The sequence below is a fragment of the Bifidobacterium dolichotidis genome (genome assembly GCF_003951975.1).
GTDB lineage: Bacteria > Actinomycetota > Actinomycetes > Actinomycetales > Bifidobacteriaceae > Bifidobacterium > Bifidobacterium dolichotidis.
The window spans coordinates 399854-419468 of sequence record NZ_QXGM01000002.1; the positions used below are offsets into that span (position 1 = coordinate 399854).

Below are 19615 nucleotides of genomic sequence, written 5' to 3' on the forward strand. Positions count from 1 at the left end.
ATGAGCTCACTCGTCGGCACTTTGTGCCGTTGGATTTTCTAACAAATATCGAGCCGACTCACGGATCACATGGTCAATTGCTGCAATTTGTCGTTCCAGCGGCAGGCCATGCTGTGGGTGCGGCGTCTCATTGACGAGTGGCAAACTGACGAATCCAGTCAGTACATCGCGCTGCTGGCGTGCAGCCCAATCCTGCAGTTGGTAGAACAGAGCGTTGCAGACGTACGTTCCAGCGTCCGACGTTAGCGATGCTGGAATCGTGTGATCCTGCGTGAACGCATGCAGAATCGATCGCAATGGCAAGCGCGTCCAGTATGCAGCCGGACCGTTCTCATTGATTGGACCAGTACCGCCCACAACATCGTCAGCATCAGGACGCGTAGAATCCGTACGATTTACGGCTCCTCGCTCGAGCAGAATGCCGCGCGCCGTACGCTTCAAGCCCGTTGCCACAACAATATCTGGCTGAACTCGCTCGAGTTCACTCTTGAGCAGCGTCCACGAGCCTGCGTAACTCACTGGCATCGTCACTGCGTGGACGTTCACTTCTACGCCGCGCAGTGCGTCATCCAAGTTCGTTTCGTCGGCATGAATGCCGCGTTCTGCAATAATTTGTGGCACGAGTTGTGAGGGGTTCACATCGACGTGCTCGTACGGTCCGAATCCCGAGACCACCACGGACAATTGCTGCATGTTCCGCGCCTTTCGTTCATCGACAGTTTGACCTGTTTTAATTTATTTCTCGTCTTGCGTCAATCGCAACTATTTTTGCTCAATATGCGCAGCTGGTTTCGAATTGACGAGGCTCTCTACAAATGCGCCATCACTACTGCTCATGAGCTCATCAATAGCACCCATCAGCACAGAACGCAGATTCTCTTTAGCATCCTTACGCGTCATAATCGCGGCGGTGAGCTCAGCAAATGGCATATCTTGTGGCGTGGTCACCTTCATATTGAGCTGCGAGCCAGCCACAATAGCCACTGGTTCGTCTGGCAAGTACTCAACCACTACACGAGTGTCATCAGTTGGACGGAATCCACGATCCTGCGAAGCAAACTCATAAGCCTTGCGGATCGTTTCATAGCGGAAGGCCTGTGGCGTCTGTGCACGGAACACATTACGGCGTTCTGGCACATTGCGAATAACCTTGTGGTCCCCCAACGACTCAGTCAGCAGCACCGTATCGGTTGATGCATCAGCAACAGTTGCTGCAGCAAACTCGTCCAAAGCATCAACGCAGTCTTGAATCTGACGCTGCGAAACAAATGGACGCACGCTATCGTGAATCAGAATCTTGGCATTGCCTGGCACACCAAACTTAGCGAGCATATCGAGAGCAGCCTGCGTACTATCAGCACGTTCAGCACCGCCATCAATAATGGCGCGCACCTTACTTAAATCAGCCTCTTGCACAATGCGCTCAATAGCGTCACGTACCCGGCTATTAACAACAACCACAATGTCGGTAACCGAAACATTGTGCTCGAATGCCTCAAGACTCCACTGCACAATCGGCTTGCCAGAGAGTTTGACCAGCTGCTTTGGGTTGCGTGGATCAAAGCGTACACCTGATCCAGCCGCAAGAACTACGGCTACAACGGGAACGGCCTGCTGCTGTTGAGTGGTCATGAATACCTATAAATCCTTAACTTACCTATAAATGCTTAACGAAGAGTCCTTCAGATATTCGGCTTAGTGACGCACAATGAGGGCAAGCATACGACCCTCGTGATCCTTGTGAGCCAGCTGAGCACGACGGTGCGAGAACCACAGTGGGTTTTCGAGCGTGCACAGTGAACGATGAATAGCACCAATGCGTTCATCAAGCTCTGGATCGCCTTCGTTATCTTGCTTGCACAGTTCGCGCAGCTCTTCATCATGCGACAGATACTGCGTAGCTGCGTTGGCACGTGGCTGCGAAGAAATAATACGATCACCACGAATACCAGCAGCATCCAGTTCCTGCAGTGCTGCTGCATTGAGATCAATGCCAGCGCCGCCAAAGCGCGTCAACGTGTAGGTGCCTGGGAACACATGGTCGAAAGCATCAGCAATTTCATCGCCGACTTCGTAGCAGTCGCCGCAAATAGCTGGGCCCAGCGTAGCCACAATATTGTTGCGGTCAGCGCCCTTTTCAATCATGGCCTTCACGGTTGCAGTAATAACATGCTGCTCAAGGCCCCTGCGACCGCAGTGAGCAATAGCAATAACGCCTGCATCTGGATCAGCCAAAGCTACTGGTAGGCAGTCAGCTGCAAACACACCAAGTGCAATATCAGTCTTCGTCGTCACCTGAGCATCGCCATCAATGATTTGCACATTGTTGCCAACGTGCTCCACATCGTCGACTATGCCATCAATAGAGCCTGAAGCATCGAAACCGAATGGACGGTTCTCAACGAACTGCTCATCAATATCGATTGGTTCATTGCCATGCACCTGATGCACAATCGAGAACTTTGCATGCAGCTCACGAGCCAGAGCCTCGCGGTTGGCTTCCACAGCTTCGGAAGCGTCACCGCCCCTGCCGCCCAAGTTGAAGTGGGCATAATCGCCTTGGCTTACGCCACCCAGACGCGTCGTGTAGACGACGGTAATACCAGGTGCCAGAGCGATTGGCAGCGTTACTGGCACTGGATTGCCCTCACTATCGGTGGCATCAACAGTCGTCGAGTCAAGAATGGCATCGTCATATTGCTTGACCACGTGGTCTGGTGCAGCCGTAGCTTTGGTCTGACCCTTTAATGCCTTAGCAATAGCATCGTTAATAGCATCGCTTATTGCGCGGCTTGCGTCTTGTGCCGCTTGATCCTGCTCGTTACTATGCTTCTCAGTCATATTTCCTACTGTAATTACTTTCCTTACAAATGCCTTGAAATTTCAGGCACTTAGGCCTTGAGCGTTGGCTTCTTCGTACGCGAACGAATAGCCACATTCACTGGCACTGGCGTTGGCAATGGCATCGAGAACACGTGTGCAGGATTGTTAATCGCCTCAACTGGCTCACCTGCTTCGTTCAAGAAGCCACCTTCTGGAGCCGTGTAGACAAGTGGTGCCTGGCCTGGCAGCAGGAATTCAATCTCCTGACCAGCTTCAATCTTGTTACGGCTCTTAAGCGTGACACGACCGTCTTCCCAGCCCAGCACTTCGCCAACCACGAGCCAGTCGCGGAAGTACGACGAACGATCGTTATTCTGCTTAACCTTCTGCTCTGGGTAGTAGAAGCCCGTGCTGTAATCGCGGTGAGCAACCTTGTATGGCTCTTCATGCAGCCAATCAGGCAGTACAACCTTTGGAGCTGGCTTCACTGCAGCATGCACAAAGTCAGACTCTGGCACATCAGACACATCAAGCTGACGACGAGCCGAACGGTTCGAGTTCAGATCAGGAGCCTTCATCTTGGCATTGGCCTGCTTCGTAGCCTGTGCCTGAGCCTTCTTAGCGCCCTGAGCTTCAGTGTCTTCGATTGGGTTCTGAGCCTGCTTAACCATCGTCAGATCCATTTCGCCGTCAATCGTTTCAGCTTCGTGGATCTGCTCTACTGACATTGGATTTGGCATACCGCCAAAGGCCTGATCAGCATGGGCCATAATCGAGTCGCGACCAGCGGATTGCGTAGCACTCGAGAAATCATCATCAATAATTTCTTGACCCGGACGAATCACGCGGTCGTGGAACGGACGCAACACATTGCCCTGCTCGTCTTCAAAACCGCGCTGCACCATATAAGCGTTAACGGCGGTCTTGTAGGCGTTCGTCATTGCAGCGACGTAATAAGCGGACTTGGAGCGGCCCTCAATCTTCAAACTCGTTGCACCCGAGTCGATGAGGTCGTCGATGTGCTCCAGCATGTTCATGTCTTGAGAATTGAACAGATACGTTCCATTCTTCGTCTCTTCGACTGGGAACGTCTGACCAGGACGCTTCTCTTCCACAAGGCTGTAACGCCAGCGGCAAGGCTGAGCGCATTCACCGTGGTTGCCGTCGCGGCCCGTGAAGTAGTTCGAAATCAGGCAGCGGCCCGAGAAAGCCATGCACATACTGCCGTGCACAAACGTTTCAATATCGAGCGAATCTGGAATGTTCGCACGAATATCGCGCACAGCCTGCAGATCCATCTCGCGTGCAAGTACAACGCGGCTGGCACCCAACTCAGCGAGCGCGTTGGCAGCACCGTAATTCGTAACGCCTGCCTGCGTAGAAATATGCAGCTCAAGCTGAGGCGCAATGCGCTTAGCCATCATCATAATGCCCATATCGGTGACGATTAGAGCGTCAATGCCAGTTTCGGCGAGCTCAGCGATGTAACGTTCGATCTGGCTGACCTCATTGTTACGAGGCAGAATGTTGAGCGTAACGTAAACGCGAGCGCCACGGGCATGAGCGTAGGCTGCACCCTCGCGGAAGTCATCAAGGCTTAAGTTTCGCGGAGCCGAACGCATGCCGAATGCTTTACCACCGCAGTACACGGCGTCTGCGCCATAATCAATGGCGGTTTTGAGCCCCTGTAAATTGCCGGCTGGTGCGAGGACCTCAGGACGGCGACGGGCACGGGTTGGCATGGTTGACGATGCCGAATTTGCTGATTCAGTATTGGGGCTAAAAGTCATACATTCCAGTGTATATGGCACGCTGTCATCGGCAGCATGCGAACATGTCGAGTCGGGGGTGCTACGCGGGGGGTACAACGCGCATTGGGGTACTCGAGCGCGAATCATGACGCACGCTACTGGCTGACTCATTGCTACAGTGGGCAGCAGCAATTTGTTCGAGCAAATTTGTTAGAGCAACAGGGAAAGGACACACCTATGGTGCTGCACAGGAACCTCGGTCCGTTTGATACAACGGCCATTGGTCTTGGCGAAATGCCACTGACGATTGAAAACAACCTTGGTACGGCTAAGGGTATTGAGACGATTCATGCCGCTCTTGATGCTGGTTGCCGTCAGATTGATACGGCTTGGGCTTACTACTGCTCGGGTGGCGAAGAGCAAACCGGCGAGAAGCTCGTGCGTGAGGCTTTGAAGACGTGGGATGGTCCACGTGACGAAGTGCTTGTGGCTACGAAGGTTGGTCACTTCCGTAACTTCACCGATGGCAAGCCAACGTGGGATGTGGATGGTCGTCCAGAAAACCTGATTCGTCGCGCTAAGGAAAGCGCTTTCGAGCTCGGTGTTGACACGATTGATCTGCTGTACTTCCACCGTCCAGATCCAAAGGTGCCATATGGTGAGTCGATCGAGGCTATTCGCGAGATCGTAGATATGGGTATTGCTCGCGAGGCTGGTGTTTCGAACGCTTCTATTGAGCAGATGGATATTGCTCAGGAGATTCTGTCGGATCGCCTTGTGGCTGTGCAGAACCAGTATTCGCCAATCTTCTTGGAGACGCAGGATACGCTTGAGCACGCTAAGCGTATTGGTATTTCGTTCGTGTGCTGGAGCCCACTGGGTGGTTTCCGTAAGCCTTATGACGAGTCGAAGTTCGATCCATTCAGGACTGTGGCTGCTAAGTATGGCGTGAGCTACCAGCAGGTTGTGCTGGCTTGGGAGCTGTCGAAGGGCGAGCATGTGTTCGTTATCCCTGGCGCTCACCGTCCAGCTACGATTCTGGATTCGCTCAAGGCTGGCGAGCTGGCACTGACGCCAGAAGATTTGGCTATGCTGCCTTGATTAGCTTGATTGGCTCATTGAGAACGGCACTGTGCTGAGCTTAGCTTGAGCGCAGATCTTTACCAGATCTCTAGCGGGTCTCTAGCAATAACAAAAGGTCCTAACCGGAGTGGAGTTCTTGTTCCGGTTAGGACCTTTGTGTTAGAAGCTTGTGCGTTATTGAACGCTATTCGGCAAAGGCGTCGAAATCACTTGCAGTTGCAGTTGCAAGCCTTGATCTCAGCAGCCTTCTCTTCTGCCTCTTCGTCCTCGAGGCAATCAACAGCCTGAGCGTTGATCAGCGTCAGCGAGAGGTAGCTCTGCTCCATAGCCTTGACGGAGTGCAGCTCGCCTGGTGCCATGTAGATCACGTCGCCGCCGTGCATGTACTCGGTCTTGCCGTTCACAGTGAACTCAACAGAACCGTTGATCAGCGTAACAATGACGACCGAGTCCTGAGCGTGCTCTGGGCGCTCCTCGCCTGCATCGAACACCACGAGCTTGTTCTGAACGAGTGGGTTCTCGATGATGTTGTGGATCTCAACAGCACCCTTCTCGATTGGGAACTGTTCCATAAGAGCGGTGTGTGCCGAAGTAATCCTCATGTCTTCCATAGCATGTCCTTCCAAAAAAGATTGGTCATGACGTTTGCTCGGTAGGTCATGGATATGAACACCATCGAACACTCGTCGTCGTGTGATGGCTTTGTTATACATATCCAAACATGAAAGTTTCCTGAGACTACGCCCAGCACATATCATCAGAGAATTATCAGTGATATTTCAGCATTGCGTGCCTCAGCGGCCTCCGAAGCTACCACCACCGCCTCCACCGCCGGAGCCGCCGAAACTACCACCAGAGAATCCGCCACCGCCAGAAGCACTGCGAATTGTGCTGCTGACTTCGGAGAAGCTAGACGAAAGCATAGATCCCAAATCGTTGAAGCCACCCATACCCATGGTGTCAGCCATAGACATGGTGGAACTGCTGTAGAAGTGCGGACGCATCGACCAGTACAGAATTGAAGATGGCGAATTGACATTGGCGTCAAGCCATGACTGATCGTTCAACTGTGGATATGCCTGACGCATTTGATGAAGCACCTTGTCAGCCACACCGAATGCGGTTGCATAGACGAGATATCGATCCCACAGCACCAAATCTGGAACGCCTCGATCAGAGAAGTCCGAGAATTCCGTCAAATAACGGTACAAACCCTGCACTTGGCCGGCTAGCTTCTGGCCGTCACCTTGCTGTGCAAATGACGGCACATGCGTAGTGCTGACTGCCGTTGTGGCAGGAGCGCCCGGCACACCAGCTGCTGCGCCCGAATTGTTCGCAGCCATCTGCATTGCATCCACAGCATTCACCTCTGGCTGGCCCGTAAATACGCGCGTTGGCATAATCATCGAGCCGATCAAGCCCAGCAGCAGAATTGGGAAGCTAATCAGAACAGCGAGCGCCACATTGCCAGCACCGCCAACTACAAACATGAACATCGAAACTATGCCCAGAATGCAGGCCAAAATCGAGCAGACAAAGCCACCACCACGTACATCAGTGACAGCATGCAGTGCATCCACTTCGTCTTGGCACGCCTTCTTAAATGCGTTGAGCTTCTTAAGCGACTGAGAGTCATGCTTACGCATCTGCTTCGTCATCGTCTTCATGTCGAATACAGGCGTATTGTTCAACAGCAAGCACACGTACTTCAACATATCGAGCAAAGCCTGTTCTGAAGCCGAAAGTTGGGCCACAGCAGCATCGTCAAAGCACATTGGCAGCAGTACAATCGTGCTCGTTTTGTTCTTGGCAAGCTTTGGATCTGCGGCGAATCGTTGCTCAGCAAACTGGGCAAGTCCCGCAGGATTCACCTTGCTCATGTCGTAACCTGCATACATCGATGCCGGTCCTGGATACACACCTACGAATCCACGCGAAATCAGAGACAGCATCGTCGATCCCATTTGCTCAGATTCCGCACCCAATTCGGTTCCAGTCGTCAGCACTTTGCACAGCACTGCAGCCGAAGCTGGCGTAATCGACAGTGGATCGCGGTAATACTCAATACCGCCCAAATATGAAGCATATTTCTGCAGTTTCATTGCGCGAACAACGCCGAAAATACCAAGCGCAAGACCGCCAACAGCTACAAGAATCCATGACACAACTTTGAGTTGCGCCTGCTTCTGCTGTTGCTGCTGCCAGTCGCTTTCTTCTTGCATTTCCAGCTTTTCGAGCACGGCGCGATAATCCTTATGCACGCGACGCTGTGCCTCATCGCCAGAAACGGTTGGCCAAAGTGCGACCACATCCAAATACGTGTCCACTGGCACGTTAATGGCATGAATGACCAGCATGCCATCGTCAAGCTGCGTGGTGGCATTCTTCGAGTAATGCACCCAGGTGCGGCAATCAGCACTCTTGCCATCGCGATAGTTACCAGTCAAGCTGTTCGAAGCAGTACACATGGATGGCATGCGCAGCTTAATGCTCAAGTCTCGAATTGGCGTCTGGTTCGAAGCGCCGAACGGCTCCCATTTGATCGACGTGATGTCGTTATAGCTAGTGCCCATGCCGCGCCACGTCATATCAATGCGGAATTTCAGGCTTTCTGCCGACTCAGTGATCGGAATATTCCATCCAATTTCCACCGTCTTACGTTCCGCTCGCTCAGCACCCGTCGTTGGCCTACTAATTGGCGTATATGGACGCTGATCACTGTCACCGCCAGAAACATCGGCAATATACCAAGTGCCCGCATGCTGCTGATCCCACAACGCATCTGATTCCATCGAGGCCACAACCGGTGCACTCTGTGTGTATTTGTGGTTCGTTGACAGATCAGTAACGCTGATATCAGTAATATCAAGCAGATTTTTTGAGTTCAGCTTGTACTGCTGATACATCTGCTTCCACGGCTTCACCTGATCGTCGGACTCACGTTTGTCCAGATGGATATCAATCGTTTGGCTAATGCGCAAGTCACCATTGTCTTGCACAGTTACGTCGTAATCGGCTGAAGTGTATCGCAGGTCCGCACCGTCGGCATCCGAGTGCACAACCCACGCAATACCCATCGCCACAACCGTGAGTACTACCGCAATCAGCAGTGCAATGCCTGCTCTCGCGCTCACATTAAATTTTTTCGGCATATTCCCACCCCTTTGTGTGCTCACGGCTGTTTAAATTTTTATTCCTGTGATACCGACTCAAAGGAGGGAACACCGCGCGCGATGTCCCCTCCTTTGCGCGTTGAATCCACGAGTGCGTACGGTACTAGAACTGCACCTGCGGAACAGCTCGATCGGCCTGATCGACCTGGAAGTACTGCTCGGACTCGAAGTGGCACAGGCCTGCCACAATGTTGTTTGGCACAATCGCAATAGCGTTGTTGTACTTGAGCACCACATCGTTGTAGAACTGGCGAGCATAGGCAATACGCTCTTCGAGCTGCGACAGCTGGTTCTGCAGATCCATGAAGTTCTGATTAGCCTTAAGCTCTGGATAAGCCTCAGCAACGGCGCGGAGGTTGACCAGTGCTTGCGACAGCGCATTTTCTGCTTGAGCACGCTGCTCAGGCGTCGTATGTGGATTATTTGCAGCATCCACGGCATTCGAACGTGCCTTAGTCACAGCTTCAAAAACGCCTGACTCATGAGCGGCGTAGCCCTTGACGGTTGACACGAGGTTTGGCACGAGATCAGCACGCTGCTTAAGCGTCACATCAATCTGAGCCCAGCCATTCTGCACACGATTACGCAGCTGCACCAGATTGTTATAAATGCTGATAATGGCCAGCAACAGAATGACGCCAATAACAATGGCGATAATTCCCCACAATGGCATGAGAGCATCCTTTCCTTAATGGCATATGTTCTCGCGGCGTGGATTCCGAATATTTGCATACGCACATCACTGTGAGTTGCCTACGGATCGGAAGACACTGAACTTCATTGTTTCAAAACACCCCCTAAGCGGTGCGATATCTTCCAAGAACCGGACATTACAGCGCCTATAGATACAACAAAACAGGCCTCGAAGGAACTTGTACAAAGTCCTTCGAGACCTGTTTGTTACGAACTGACAGCAGGTTGCTGTGCTGTTATGCGTCCTACTGAAAACTTATTCAGCAGTAGGCAGCAGCAAGTGCTGAGCGCGATCAGTCGTCGTATGGATCGAAATCGCGGCGCACACGGCGGCGAGGGCGCTCACGACGCTCTTCACGGCCTGCGCGGTACTCGTCGTAACCCTCGTCGTCAGCGACATAACGTGGGTTGCGATCGTCGCGACGGGACGAACGACGGCGTGGACGATCGTCACGATCATCGCGATCGCGGTGGGACGAACGACGGTCATCATCGCGGTGCGAACGACGGCGTGGACGATCATCGAAATCGCGATCATCACGCTCATCATCGCGGGAGTGACGGCGACGTGGGCGGTCATCGAAATCGTCATCATCGAAGTCACGGGAGTGGCGACGTGGACGATCATCGAAATCGCGATCATCACGGTCGCGGTCATCGTCGCGAGAGTGACGACGTGGTGCACGACGATCATCACGATCATCGTGACGTGGACGACGGTGCTCGTGGCGGTCGCCACGCTCGCCGCGCTCACCACGGTCACCGCGAGGAGCAGATTCCTGATCCTCGTAGCCTGGGATTGCGAGGCTGATCTTGCCGCGATCGTCAACGTTCTGCACGACGACTTCTACTTCGTCGCCTTCCTTGAGCACGTCTTCAACAGCATCGATGCGCTCACCGTTTGCGAGGTTGCGGATCTGCGAAATGTGCAGCAGACCGTCGGTGCCTGGCAGCAGGTTGACGAATGCACCGAAGCTCGTCGTCTTGACGACCTTACCCGTGTAGGTTTCGCCAGCTTCTGGAACGTGTGGGTTAGCGATCTCGTCGATGATCTTCTTAGCAGCTTCTGCAGCCGTGCCACCCTCAGAAGAGATGAACACCGTACCGTCATCTTCGATGGCGATCTCAGCACCCGTGTCTTCCTGGATCTGGTTGATCATCTTGCCCTTAGGGCCAATAACCTCACCAATACGCTCAACTGGGACCTTCGTCGTGATGATGCGTGGTGCGGTCTCGCTCATCTCAGCTGGGCCGTCGATGCACTCGTTGATGACCTCGAGGATCGTTGCGCGTGCTTCGTGAGCCTGCTTCAGAGCAGCTGCGAGCACGTCTGCAGGAATGCCGTCGAGCTTCGTATCGAGCTGCAGAGCCGTGATGAACTCGGACGTACCAGCGACCTTGAAGTCCATATCGCCGAATGCATCCTCAGCGCCGAGAATATCGGTCAGCGTCTTGAAGATGTGCTTGCCGTCAACATCACCGGAGACGAGGCCCATCGCAATACCTGCAACAGGAGCCTTCAGTGGAACGCCAGCCTCGAGCAGCGACAGCGTCGAAGCGCAGACGGAGCCCATCGAGGTGGAGCCGTTCGAACCGATTGCCTCAGAGACCTGGCGAATAGCGTATGGGAACTCTTCGCGGCTTGGCAGCACTGGAACCAGTGCCTTCTCTGCCAGTGCACCGTGGCCGATCTCACGACGCTTTGGCGAACCAACGCGGCCCGTCTCACCCGTCGAATATGGAGGCATCTCGTAGTTGTGCATGTAACGCTTCGAGGTTGGACCCGACAGAGCGTCAATCTGCTGCTCCATCTTGAGCATGCTCAGCGTGGTCACGCCGAGGATCTGGGTCTCACCGCGCTGGAACAGAGCCGAGCCGTGAACGCGTGGCACAATGCCAACCTCAGCAGACAGCGTACGAATATCGCGAAGACCACGGCCGTCGATGCGGTAGTCCTCAGTCAGGATGCGGCGGCGCACAATCTGACGCTGCAGCTCCTTGAATGCGTTGCCGAGTTCCTTCTCCTTCTCAGCCTCATCCATGTCGGTGAACTCGAGGGACAGAGCCTCGCGCACCTTCTCCTTGATCTCATGGATGCGCTCCTGGCGAGGCAGCTTCTCTGCAATGGAGAGAGCCTCGTTGAGGTCCTCGTGAGCAATCTCGTCAATACGGTTATAGAGGTCGTCGGTGTACTCAGGGAAGAGCTGGAACTCGCGCGTTTCCTTAGCAGCAATGCGCTTGAGCTCGTTCTGAGCCTCGCAAATAACCTTAATGAATGGCTTTGCAGCCTCAAGGCCAGCAGCCACAACTTCCTCATCAGGCTTGGTCTGGCCATCTTCGTAGATGAGCTTCCAAGCGTTCTTACCAGCGCCAGCCTCAATCATTGCGATTGCGACGTCACCGTTGTCGATCACGCGGCCTGCGACCACGATCTCGAACACAGCGCGCTCACGCTCGCTCCAGCGAGGGAATGCGACCCACTGGCCATCAATCAGAGCCAGGCGCACGCCCGACACAGGACCACCGAATGGCAGACCCGAGATCAGCGTCGAAGCCGAAGCAGCGTTCAGAGCCACAACGTCATATGCATCTTCTGGGTGCACAGCCAGAACGGTCTCCACAACCTGCACTTCGTTACGCAGCGTATGTGGGAACAGAGGACGCAATGGACGATCAATAATACGGCAAGCCAGAATAGCTTCCGAGCTTGGGCGACCTTCACGGCGGAAGAACGAGCCAGGGATCTTACCGGCTGCATACATCTTCTCTTCCACATCCACAGTCAGTGGGAAGAAGTCGTAGTTCTCCTTTGGGCTGGATCCTGCAGTCGTCGTAGACAGGATCATGGTTTCGTTATCGAGGTAAGCGGCAACAGCGCCGTCTGCCTGCTGTGCGAGACGTCCGGTCTCAAAGCGCAGCGTGCGCACACCGAACGATCCATTATCAATTACGGCTTCAACAGCCTTGATTTCGGGACCCTCCATAGGGTTCCTCCTTAGGGTTTCTATTATTCCTACTTCATTCATCCATCTGACATGACTCGCATCGTAATCTGTGATTACTTGAGCTTTCGCCGGTTTCCTTCCGTCAGCGCCATGTCTCTTTAGTCGGCCACGCCAGTACTTACTGGTTTCGTAGCCTTGCGTAATCAGTTACTGTTTGCTCCCTGAGTAACTGCACGCGTTTTGAATTATGTCCGCTTAAGCACTCTGCTCAGGCGTTCATCATTCCTCCGCTGCCCTCTCACCTCACGCCCGAAAAGGGTGCAAGCGTTACGCTCGACACCGTTTCCAGCGCCGAAGAGCATCGTCATGATCATCACGGCTCGTCAGCCTGACAATCCGTATTGTTCACCGCGCACGATTGTAGTACGTCGACCGCCCAGAATTCTGAATATTTGCTTAATTATTCTGACGATCCGGGCATTTCATCCCCACTTCTGTTACCCTCGCCTCACGTACTCTCCGCTAGCACAACATCACATCGCTGCCAGCATTCCCAAAGCCCCCAAAAACTTTTCCAAATAATCACCGCTAGCATGAATGCCCTTCTCGCGCAGAGACCACTCCCAATAATCGATGTTTCCAGTGCATCATTATCAGGAACCTGAGCAAACCGCACACGAAGAACCTCTTCCCGTGCCAAAACGTCAGATACCTGTGCAAACCGCACACGAAGGATCAAATCTCACGATTTTTCAACTTTCAAATGCAGCGCTATCGGAAACCTGAGCAAACTGCACACGAAGCCATGCTTTAAGTGCCACTTCGTCGGGTATGCGACGAAACAGCACACGAAGCGTCAAAAACCGGCAATTTTAGCGCTTCAAATGCAACTACGTCGGAAACCCGAGAAAACTGCACACGAAGGACCCCTTCCCGTGCCAAATCATCAGATACCCGAGCAAACCGCACACGAAGGATCAAAACTCACGATTCTCTGACCTTCAAATGCAATGCCGTCGGAAACCTGAGCAAACTGCACACGAAGCCATGCTTTAAGTGCCGCTTCGTCGGGTATGCGACTAAACAGCACACGAAGCGTCAAAAACCTACAATTCTGGCGCTTCAAATGCAACTACGTCGGGAACCCGAGAAAACTGCACACGAAGGACCCCTTCCCGTGCCAAAACGTCAGATACCCGAGCAAACGGCACACGAAGAGTCTCTTCTCGTGTCACATCGTCGGATATGCGACCAGACTGCACGCAAAACTGGGGTTAAAAAGCAAAAAGGCCCGAATCCGATGGATTCGAGCCAGAAAGCCTTAACGCTTGAGCGTGAATTATCGACGCAGGCCGAGGCGTGCGATCAGAGAACGGTAACGCTCAATGTCTTCGCGCTTGAGGTAATCAAGCAGACGACGACGATCGCCAACCATGAGCAGCAGACCACGACGGGAGTGGTGATCGTGCTTGTGCATCTTCAGGTGCTCGGTCAGGTCAGAGATACGCTTCGAGAGCAGAGCAATCTGGACCTCTGGCGAACCCGTGTCACCCTCATGGGTAGCGTAGTCAGCGATGATCTGCTTCTTTTCTTCAGTCGTGAGTGCCACGGCTTCCTCCTCTAAATAGCTGCGCGGTGCCTAAGACCTTATGTCATAAGCGCTCTGGTTCCGCGGGCGTTATACGCCAAATGGAAATATTACCGAAACCCCGCAGACAACACACGAGGTTCGAAGTCAAATATTGTGTTGATGCTGTTCAACAAATGGAACGCATCAAACCGTAGTGATCAGACCGCCGAACTCAACAATGAGCAATGCCAGCACTTCAATGACGATGAAGAACAGGAACGACACCCATCCACGCGTCAGCACATTGAATGGCGAAGTTTTGCGGATGCATACGAGAAGGCCAACCCAAATCACGGCGAATACGGCTAGTCCCAGCGCAGCAGAAATAATACCAAGATTGGCAGCATTGGCGACGCGAGCGGACGAACCATAGATCACGTACGTGGAATTCCAGAAGTTGAACTTGAGTAACGACATGCCAGCAATGAACTGCTCAATAACGAGGCAGACGGTAAACAAGCTGAACCAAGGGATTTTATGAGAATCCAAAATCATCATGCCGATGCCGATGAAGCCGAGCACGGTGACTTCCCAACTGACCATGGCAATACCGCGAGGTTCGATGCGCTGGAAGAACTCGAGAATGGCGTAAGTCTTTGTGACGGCGATCGAGCGGCCGTACCAGTACGGGGCCACGACGGCAGCAAGCGTGATCAGCACGTAAATAACCCAGCGGCCTGGCTTAGCGCGGCGCCTTTCGATATCGGCGAGCGAAATATCGGTTTCGCTAATCGTCGCATCAGGATGCTTGGATACGATGTTTTTCTGTTCATCGGCAACCATGATGCAAACGTCCTTTCACAGCCAAGTCAACCCTTCGTGACTTATTTTTGGCCAATTTATACGACAAATCGAGGCCTAGTATACAGGCACGTCTCCGCAGTGCGAGCAAGTAGTGAATCTGTAGGCGTCTGCGCCTAGATTGGGCACAATGAACGAAACGCAGAATCGATCGAATGCAGTGGCCTCGCGTTCGGCAGGCGCAATCATTATTGAAATGCTGTTGCTGGTGGTATGCACGGGACTGTTCGTCTGGCTGTGGATGCTCGTGTCTGAGGATCGTGTGAAGCCATTCGATGACGCTGTGTATGGATGGATTGCACAGCATCTGATTGACCCATCGGTAACGCCTTTTATGAAGAGCTGCACTTACATGGGATCCGCCGTACCGCTGATTGCTATTTCGCTGCTCATGCTAATTCTGTGCCGTAATCGTCGCATTGGTATTGCAGTCACGCTGAATTTGGCGCTGATTTATGGTTTGAACGAACTGCTGAAGTCGATTATGCGTAGGCCTCGCCCATCGGAACATCGTTTGATTCAAGAATGGGGCTTCAGCTTCCCTTCGGGCCATGCCATGGTTAATACCGCATTTTATGGATTCCTCATTGTGCTGCTGTTCTGGTTCTGCCGTAACGGTTTCTTGCGTTGGCTGGGCACGATTGTGCTCGCTGCGCTGATTGTGATCATTATTGTGAGCCGCGTGTATCTGGGTGTGCATTATCCAAGTGATGTCAGCGCTGGATTCCTGTTCTCGCTCGCCTATTTGATTGTGTATGCGGCATGCACGAAGCCATGGATTATGAAAGGCCGTAAGCCGAAGGTGGCAAAGAGGTAACAACTTCGGCTTGAACCAATCGTTGTTGGGCTAAACAATGATTCGGTGTATTTGAAGACTGAAGACCCTTGATATGCAGCACTGCCAGATACGTGGCGGCAATGCATATGAAGGGTCTTTGCTTTGCAATTTTGTGCGATCTGCTATGCAATTCTGTGCAATCTCGCCGGATATGCGGTAGGAAATCACGCGAGCATAGCCTTTGCGTGCAAACCGACCAGATTGGTGGTGAGACGGCACATGAAGGTAGCAAAATACTGGAAATTCAAGCTTTATGTGCACCTCTGCCGGATACGTGGTGGGTTTGCACATGAAGGTACCGTTCGCATGCAAACCGACCATGTTCATGGCACAGATGCACGCAAAGCAGATAAATCCGCCAGATTTGGGGCCTTATGTGCAGTTCCACCGCATACGTGGTGAATTTGCATGCGAAGGTATCGTTCCCGTGCAGTTCTGCCAGATATACGGCTAAGTTGCACGGCTACTGATTCTTTGCAAATTGAGTAGACCGTTATGAGCATGATCTGCTCGAATAAAAATGTTACCTATGTGTTACCTTACGGCGCTAAATACAAGAAAAACCGTTGGAATTCCAGCGGTTTTAGTGGAGCGGATGACGGGAATCGAACCCGCGTAATCAGTTTGGAAGACTGAGGCTCTACCATTGAGCTACATCCGCGTTTGCTTTAAAAGCAACGTGTGTCATTATACACAAGCACCCTACGTATGCAAGTCGAATTGTCGGTATGCGTCGAACTTGTACGTTAAAAATCGCTGAATTTGCTGGTTTTACAACAGAAACTGCATCTCTAAAACCGCAGAAAATCAACGAAATTTTGCTGCTTATTCAGTTTCCGCTCTCGCATTCGCACGCTCGTAATAAGCTTGAAAATCATGACAAGCGACTCTGCGAACACTTCCTCCAAGACGACGGGAACCGAACCCGCGTCCCCAACAGCAGTATCAGAAAAGGCAGCAACCCCCGCTGAACCGGCAACCCCCGAAACCTCAGCCACTCCAGCAACTTCTGCTTCTTCTGCGACTTCTGCTGATACTACTGCAACCAAGCACACCTCCCACGGCTCCAACAAGCTCGCGACGTTCTTTGTCTGGGCTGTAGCTGTGCTGGCATGCCTGTGGATCTCCTGGTGCACGGCAATTGGCCCATGCATGCGCTCCGATCGCGGACTCGCTACATTCGAATCTGGAAACGTTGTTCTGCTCGTACTGACGTTCATCGTGACGTTTGCCATTGTTTGGCTGCTGGTACGCGCAGGCTCCAATCGCTTGCATCTACATTTGTGTCCGCGAGCGCGTCAAGCCACTCGCCCACTCGTTCGCAAGGCCCAGAGCACGCGCCTTGCTAAGCGTATAAGCCGCCATCAGCCACGCATCCGCTTGTTCTTCTACCGCATTGGCCGCGGTATTACGCGTGGTACGAACCGCTTCTGGAAGCTTCTGCTCGTGTTGTTTATTGGCTGGCTGTGGGTACCAACAACGCTGCTTGCCGCGTTTGGTGCCGACGTGCGTTCGCAGGCACGTGAGTTCAGTTGGTATTGGAATCAGCACATTGGTCTCGATCAGCCATATATTGGCTTCTTCTCGTTCGTACCAATGGATATCTATCCGACCGCACATTATCTGTGGCCAAGTTCCCCAACGTATTTGACTGATCAGCACAACATTGTGTTGACCGTGTTCTACGGCGGCGCTGCTGCGATTTCGCGCTATTGGACGGGTTCGAACGATCTCGCTTTTGTTATTCTCGCCGACCTGCAGTTCTTGTTCGCCGTATTCGTCGTCGCCGCAACCTGCCATCGCTTCTTCAACTTGCCTTGGGCTGACATGCGTTGCACCGTCGACCCGTCAAAGGGCAGCGACCTGCAAACTTGCGACTTCCGTCACCCTGAACGCGGCTTCCTGCGCCGCATCCGCCCAGCCAGCGGTCTCACGCGCTTCCTGATTCTGCTGTTCTTCTTGATCTGCCCGCTGAGTGTGTTCTCCACTATTTCGTTGACGAAGTCGCCATTGTTTGCGTTCGCATTCGTCTGGTGGTTCGGCACGTTGTATGAGCTCGCCTGCACCCGCGGCCGCGTCCGTCCGCGCACCACTGTTGCGTTTGTGCTGTCGGTTATTGTTATGTTGATTTCTGCCAAATACGCATGGTATATCTTGCTCGCGCAGCTGGTACTGTGCATACTGGCCGATAAGCGTCGTTGGAAGTTCTTTGTACTTGCACTGTTGCTGCCAACGCTGGTTATTCATGGTGGCATTTCTGCACTTGCTGCTCGTGGCGCCATTATTAGTGGCGACCCAATTGAAAGCCGTGGCGTACAGCTGCAGATGATTGCTCGTGTGGCCAAGGTTGCGCCTGAATCTATTCCTCAGTCGGCTCGTGAGAAGCTTGAGCCAGTGTTTAATTTGGATCAGATGGCCGAGGCATACCGTCGTCAGGATGCTGATCCTGTAAAGTCTTCAGGTATTCAGTCAAAGAAGACGAGCTATCGTTGGCGCACTGTGCAGCCTGATGATTTGAAGCAATTCAACTCGGCTTGGCTTGAAATTGTTGAAGCTAATCCACGCGTTGCTATGGATGCTTTGTTTGCTGAATGTTATGGCTATTTCGATGTATTTGATGAGCCATATGTGCCAATGAGCTACTACGTCGATAACGACAATGTACGTAAGCAAACATCGTGGATTGGATCCTATAACGCACAATGGCGTACCAATATTGTGAAGTTCACTGAGGGTTGGGGTCGTATTCCAGTCCTTGGCTGGCTGACGCATGGCAACTTCTATGTGATTTTGACGCTGCTGTTTGGTGCAGCTGAACTGGTACTGCGTCGTTGGCGTACGCTGTCGTGGCATATTCCATTGTTGCTGCTGATGGGCGTGATGATTACAGCTCCAGCCAATAACTTCGAACGCCATATGTTGCCAGTTGCCTTCGTCTTCGGATTCTTGGTACTGACCTTCATCCGAGATTCGCGTCATGCCAACACAAGGCAATTGCCGAAAGAAGCCTAGCCCGTTGCCCGTTTGTGCTCACTGTCGCTATGTGAGCAGACGGGCAGCTTGCAATTGGTGACGAGTAGACTCAATCGCGTGGTGGATTGGTCCAATAACGATGTGCTTGATCTTCTGTCAGGCCATAGTGACGATGCGAATATTGAGCGCATTGCTTTTGAATGCTTAGTACATGGCTTAACCGACAGCCGTGTGCAGTCACTCATGAATATTCTGCAGTGGCCAAGCTCTTACCGCTGCTTTGCTTTGGGCGGTACTCCAAAAGAGCATGCACAGAGCACCGAGCAAGCACTACACCAGGTTATTCATGACTTTGGTGGTACTCATGCACTTGTTGGTGCAACCGATTCATTCGTTATTCTGCTGGCATGCGAAGAAAGCGCTGTACGACCAGAAATGGTGTGCACGTCAGTACTCGATTCGTTTAGTTCCACGCATGCCTTGTATTTGAGTTCTGAACGAGAAAATCTTGAGGGCGCTGCCTTAGCCATTCATGAGACGATGTATTCGTTGCAAGCAGCTCCTGCATTGCAAACCCTGCCTCGCCCTTTACGCGGCGATGATGTGCTTCCTGAACGAGCACTACTCGGTGACGAGGTTGCTCGTGAAGAGCTCTATGTCAATGTGTATTGCGTTCTACAAGGCGATGGTAGCGATGCGGCCAACTTTGAAACCGTCAGCACATTTCTGCATCATGGCGGTTCTCTCGAGGCCACTGCTAAAGAGCTCAATGTGCACCCAAATACGGTGCGATACCGTCTCAAGCGCACTGCAGAGACCAGCGGTTGGGATGCTACAGATCCGCGTGACGCCTACGTGCTCACCACTGCCCTAGCTATCGGTCGCATGCGCAACCGCAGCTAATG

At 52.8% G+C, this 19615-nt stretch carries 14 protein-coding genes and 1 tRNA gene; 4 read left to right on the forward strand and 11 right to left on the reverse strand.

From position 1 onward, the window contains the following. Positions 1–6: 6 nt before the first annotated feature. The 4 genes from D2E26_RS05575 to D2E26_RS05590 all read right to left on the reverse strand — a co-directional run bounded on the left by D2E26_RS05575 (position 7) and on the right by D2E26_RS05590 (position 4565). The gene (locus D2E26_RS05575; protein ID WP_125963719.1) at positions 7–693 is read right to left on the reverse strand and encodes a pyroglutamyl-peptidase I; all 687 of its coding nucleotides are present in this window, start codon (positions 691–693) and stop codon (positions 7–9) included. A 69-nt stretch (positions 694–762) separates the two neighbouring features. After that, positions 763–1632 (reverse strand): IspD/TarI family cytidylyltransferase, encoded by an 870-nt coding sequence (locus tag D2E26_RS05580; RefSeq protein WP_125963720.1) that lies wholly within the window; start codon positions 1630–1632, stop codon positions 763–765. 63 nt (positions 1633–1695) lie between these two features. Beyond that, complete coding sequence (locus tag D2E26_RS05585) at positions 1696–2841, reverse strand: purine nucleoside phosphorylase YfiH/LACC1 family protein (RefSeq protein WP_125963721.1); 1146 nt, start codon at positions 2839–2841, stop codon at positions 1696–1698. A 50-nt stretch (positions 2842–2891) separates the two neighbouring features. After that, a complete protein-coding gene (locus D2E26_RS05590; protein ID WP_125963927.1) occupies positions 2892–4565 on the reverse strand; it encodes a peptidase U32 family protein in 1674 nt (557 codons plus the stop codon). A gap of 246 nt (positions 4566–4811) precedes the next feature. On the opposite strand from D2E26_RS05590, the gene D2E26_RS05595 reads away from it, so the two are divergent. Next, positions 4812–5675: an aldo/keto reductase gene (locus D2E26_RS05595; protein WP_125963722.1), complete on the forward strand. Its 864-nt coding sequence runs from the start codon at positions 4812–4814 to the stop codon at positions 5673–5675. A 188-nt stretch (positions 5676–5863) separates the two neighbouring features. On the opposite strand, the gene D2E26_RS05600 is transcribed toward D2E26_RS05595, so the two are convergent. From D2E26_RS05600 to D2E26_RS05625, 6 genes are all read right to left on the reverse strand, one after another. Then, positions 5864–6268 carry a cupin domain-containing protein gene (locus D2E26_RS05600; protein WP_164515883.1) on the reverse strand — a complete coding sequence of 135 codons (405 nt, stop codon included), beginning with the start codon at positions 6266–6268 and terminating at the stop codon, positions 5864–5866. Positions 6269–6451: 183 nt separating this feature from the next. Further along, on the reverse strand, positions 6452–8809 hold the full coding sequence (locus tag D2E26_RS05605) for a DUF2207 domain-containing protein (protein ID WP_125963724.1): 2358 nt from the start codon (positions 8807–8809) through the stop codon (positions 6452–6454). A gap of 124 nt (positions 8810–8933) precedes the next feature. After that, positions 8934–9503 (reverse strand): LemA family protein, encoded by a 570-nt coding sequence (locus D2E26_RS05610; RefSeq protein ID WP_125963725.1) that lies wholly within the window; start codon positions 9501–9503, stop codon positions 8934–8936. Positions 9504–9816: 313 nt separating this feature from the next. Next, positions 9817–12507, reverse strand: a complete 2691-nt coding sequence (locus D2E26_RS05615) for a polyribonucleotide nucleotidyltransferase (RefSeq protein ID WP_125963726.1) — start codon at positions 12505–12507, stop codon at positions 9817–9819. Positions 12508–13807: 1300 nt separating this feature from the next. Then, on the reverse strand, positions 13808–14077 hold the full coding sequence (rpsO, locus tag D2E26_RS05620) for a 30S ribosomal protein S15 (RefSeq protein ID WP_125963727.1): 270 nt from the start codon (positions 14075–14077) through the stop codon (positions 13808–13810). Positions 14078–14242: 165 nt separating this feature from the next. After that, positions 14243–14881 (reverse strand): hypothetical protein, encoded by a 639-nt coding sequence (locus D2E26_RS05625; protein ID WP_125963728.1) that lies wholly within the window; start codon positions 14879–14881, stop codon positions 14243–14245. A gap of 148 nt (positions 14882–15029) precedes the next feature. Between D2E26_RS05625 and D2E26_RS05630 the strand changes: the two genes are divergently transcribed. Beyond that, positions 15030–15716 (forward strand): phosphatase PAP2 family protein, encoded by a 687-nt coding sequence (locus tag D2E26_RS05630; RefSeq protein WP_125963729.1) that lies wholly within the window; start codon positions 15030–15032, stop codon positions 15714–15716. Positions 15717–16324: 608 nt separating this feature from the next. On the opposite strand, the gene D2E26_RS05635 is transcribed toward D2E26_RS05630, so the two are convergent. Beyond that, positions 16325–16398 (reverse strand) — tRNA-Gly (locus D2E26_RS05635). Between the two features lie 215 nt (positions 16399–16613). Between D2E26_RS05635 and D2E26_RS05640 the strand changes: the two genes are divergently transcribed. Further along, positions 16614–18749 (forward strand): DUF6020 family protein, encoded by a 2136-nt coding sequence (locus D2E26_RS05640; RefSeq protein ID WP_241218888.1) that lies wholly within the window; start codon positions 16614–16616, stop codon positions 18747–18749. 78 nt (positions 18750–18827) lie between these two features. After that, complete coding sequence (locus tag D2E26_RS05645; RefSeq protein ID WP_125963730.1) at positions 18828–19613, forward strand: PucR family transcriptional regulator; 786 nt, start codon at positions 18828–18830, stop codon at positions 19611–19613. Positions 19614–19615: the final 2 nt, after the last annotated feature.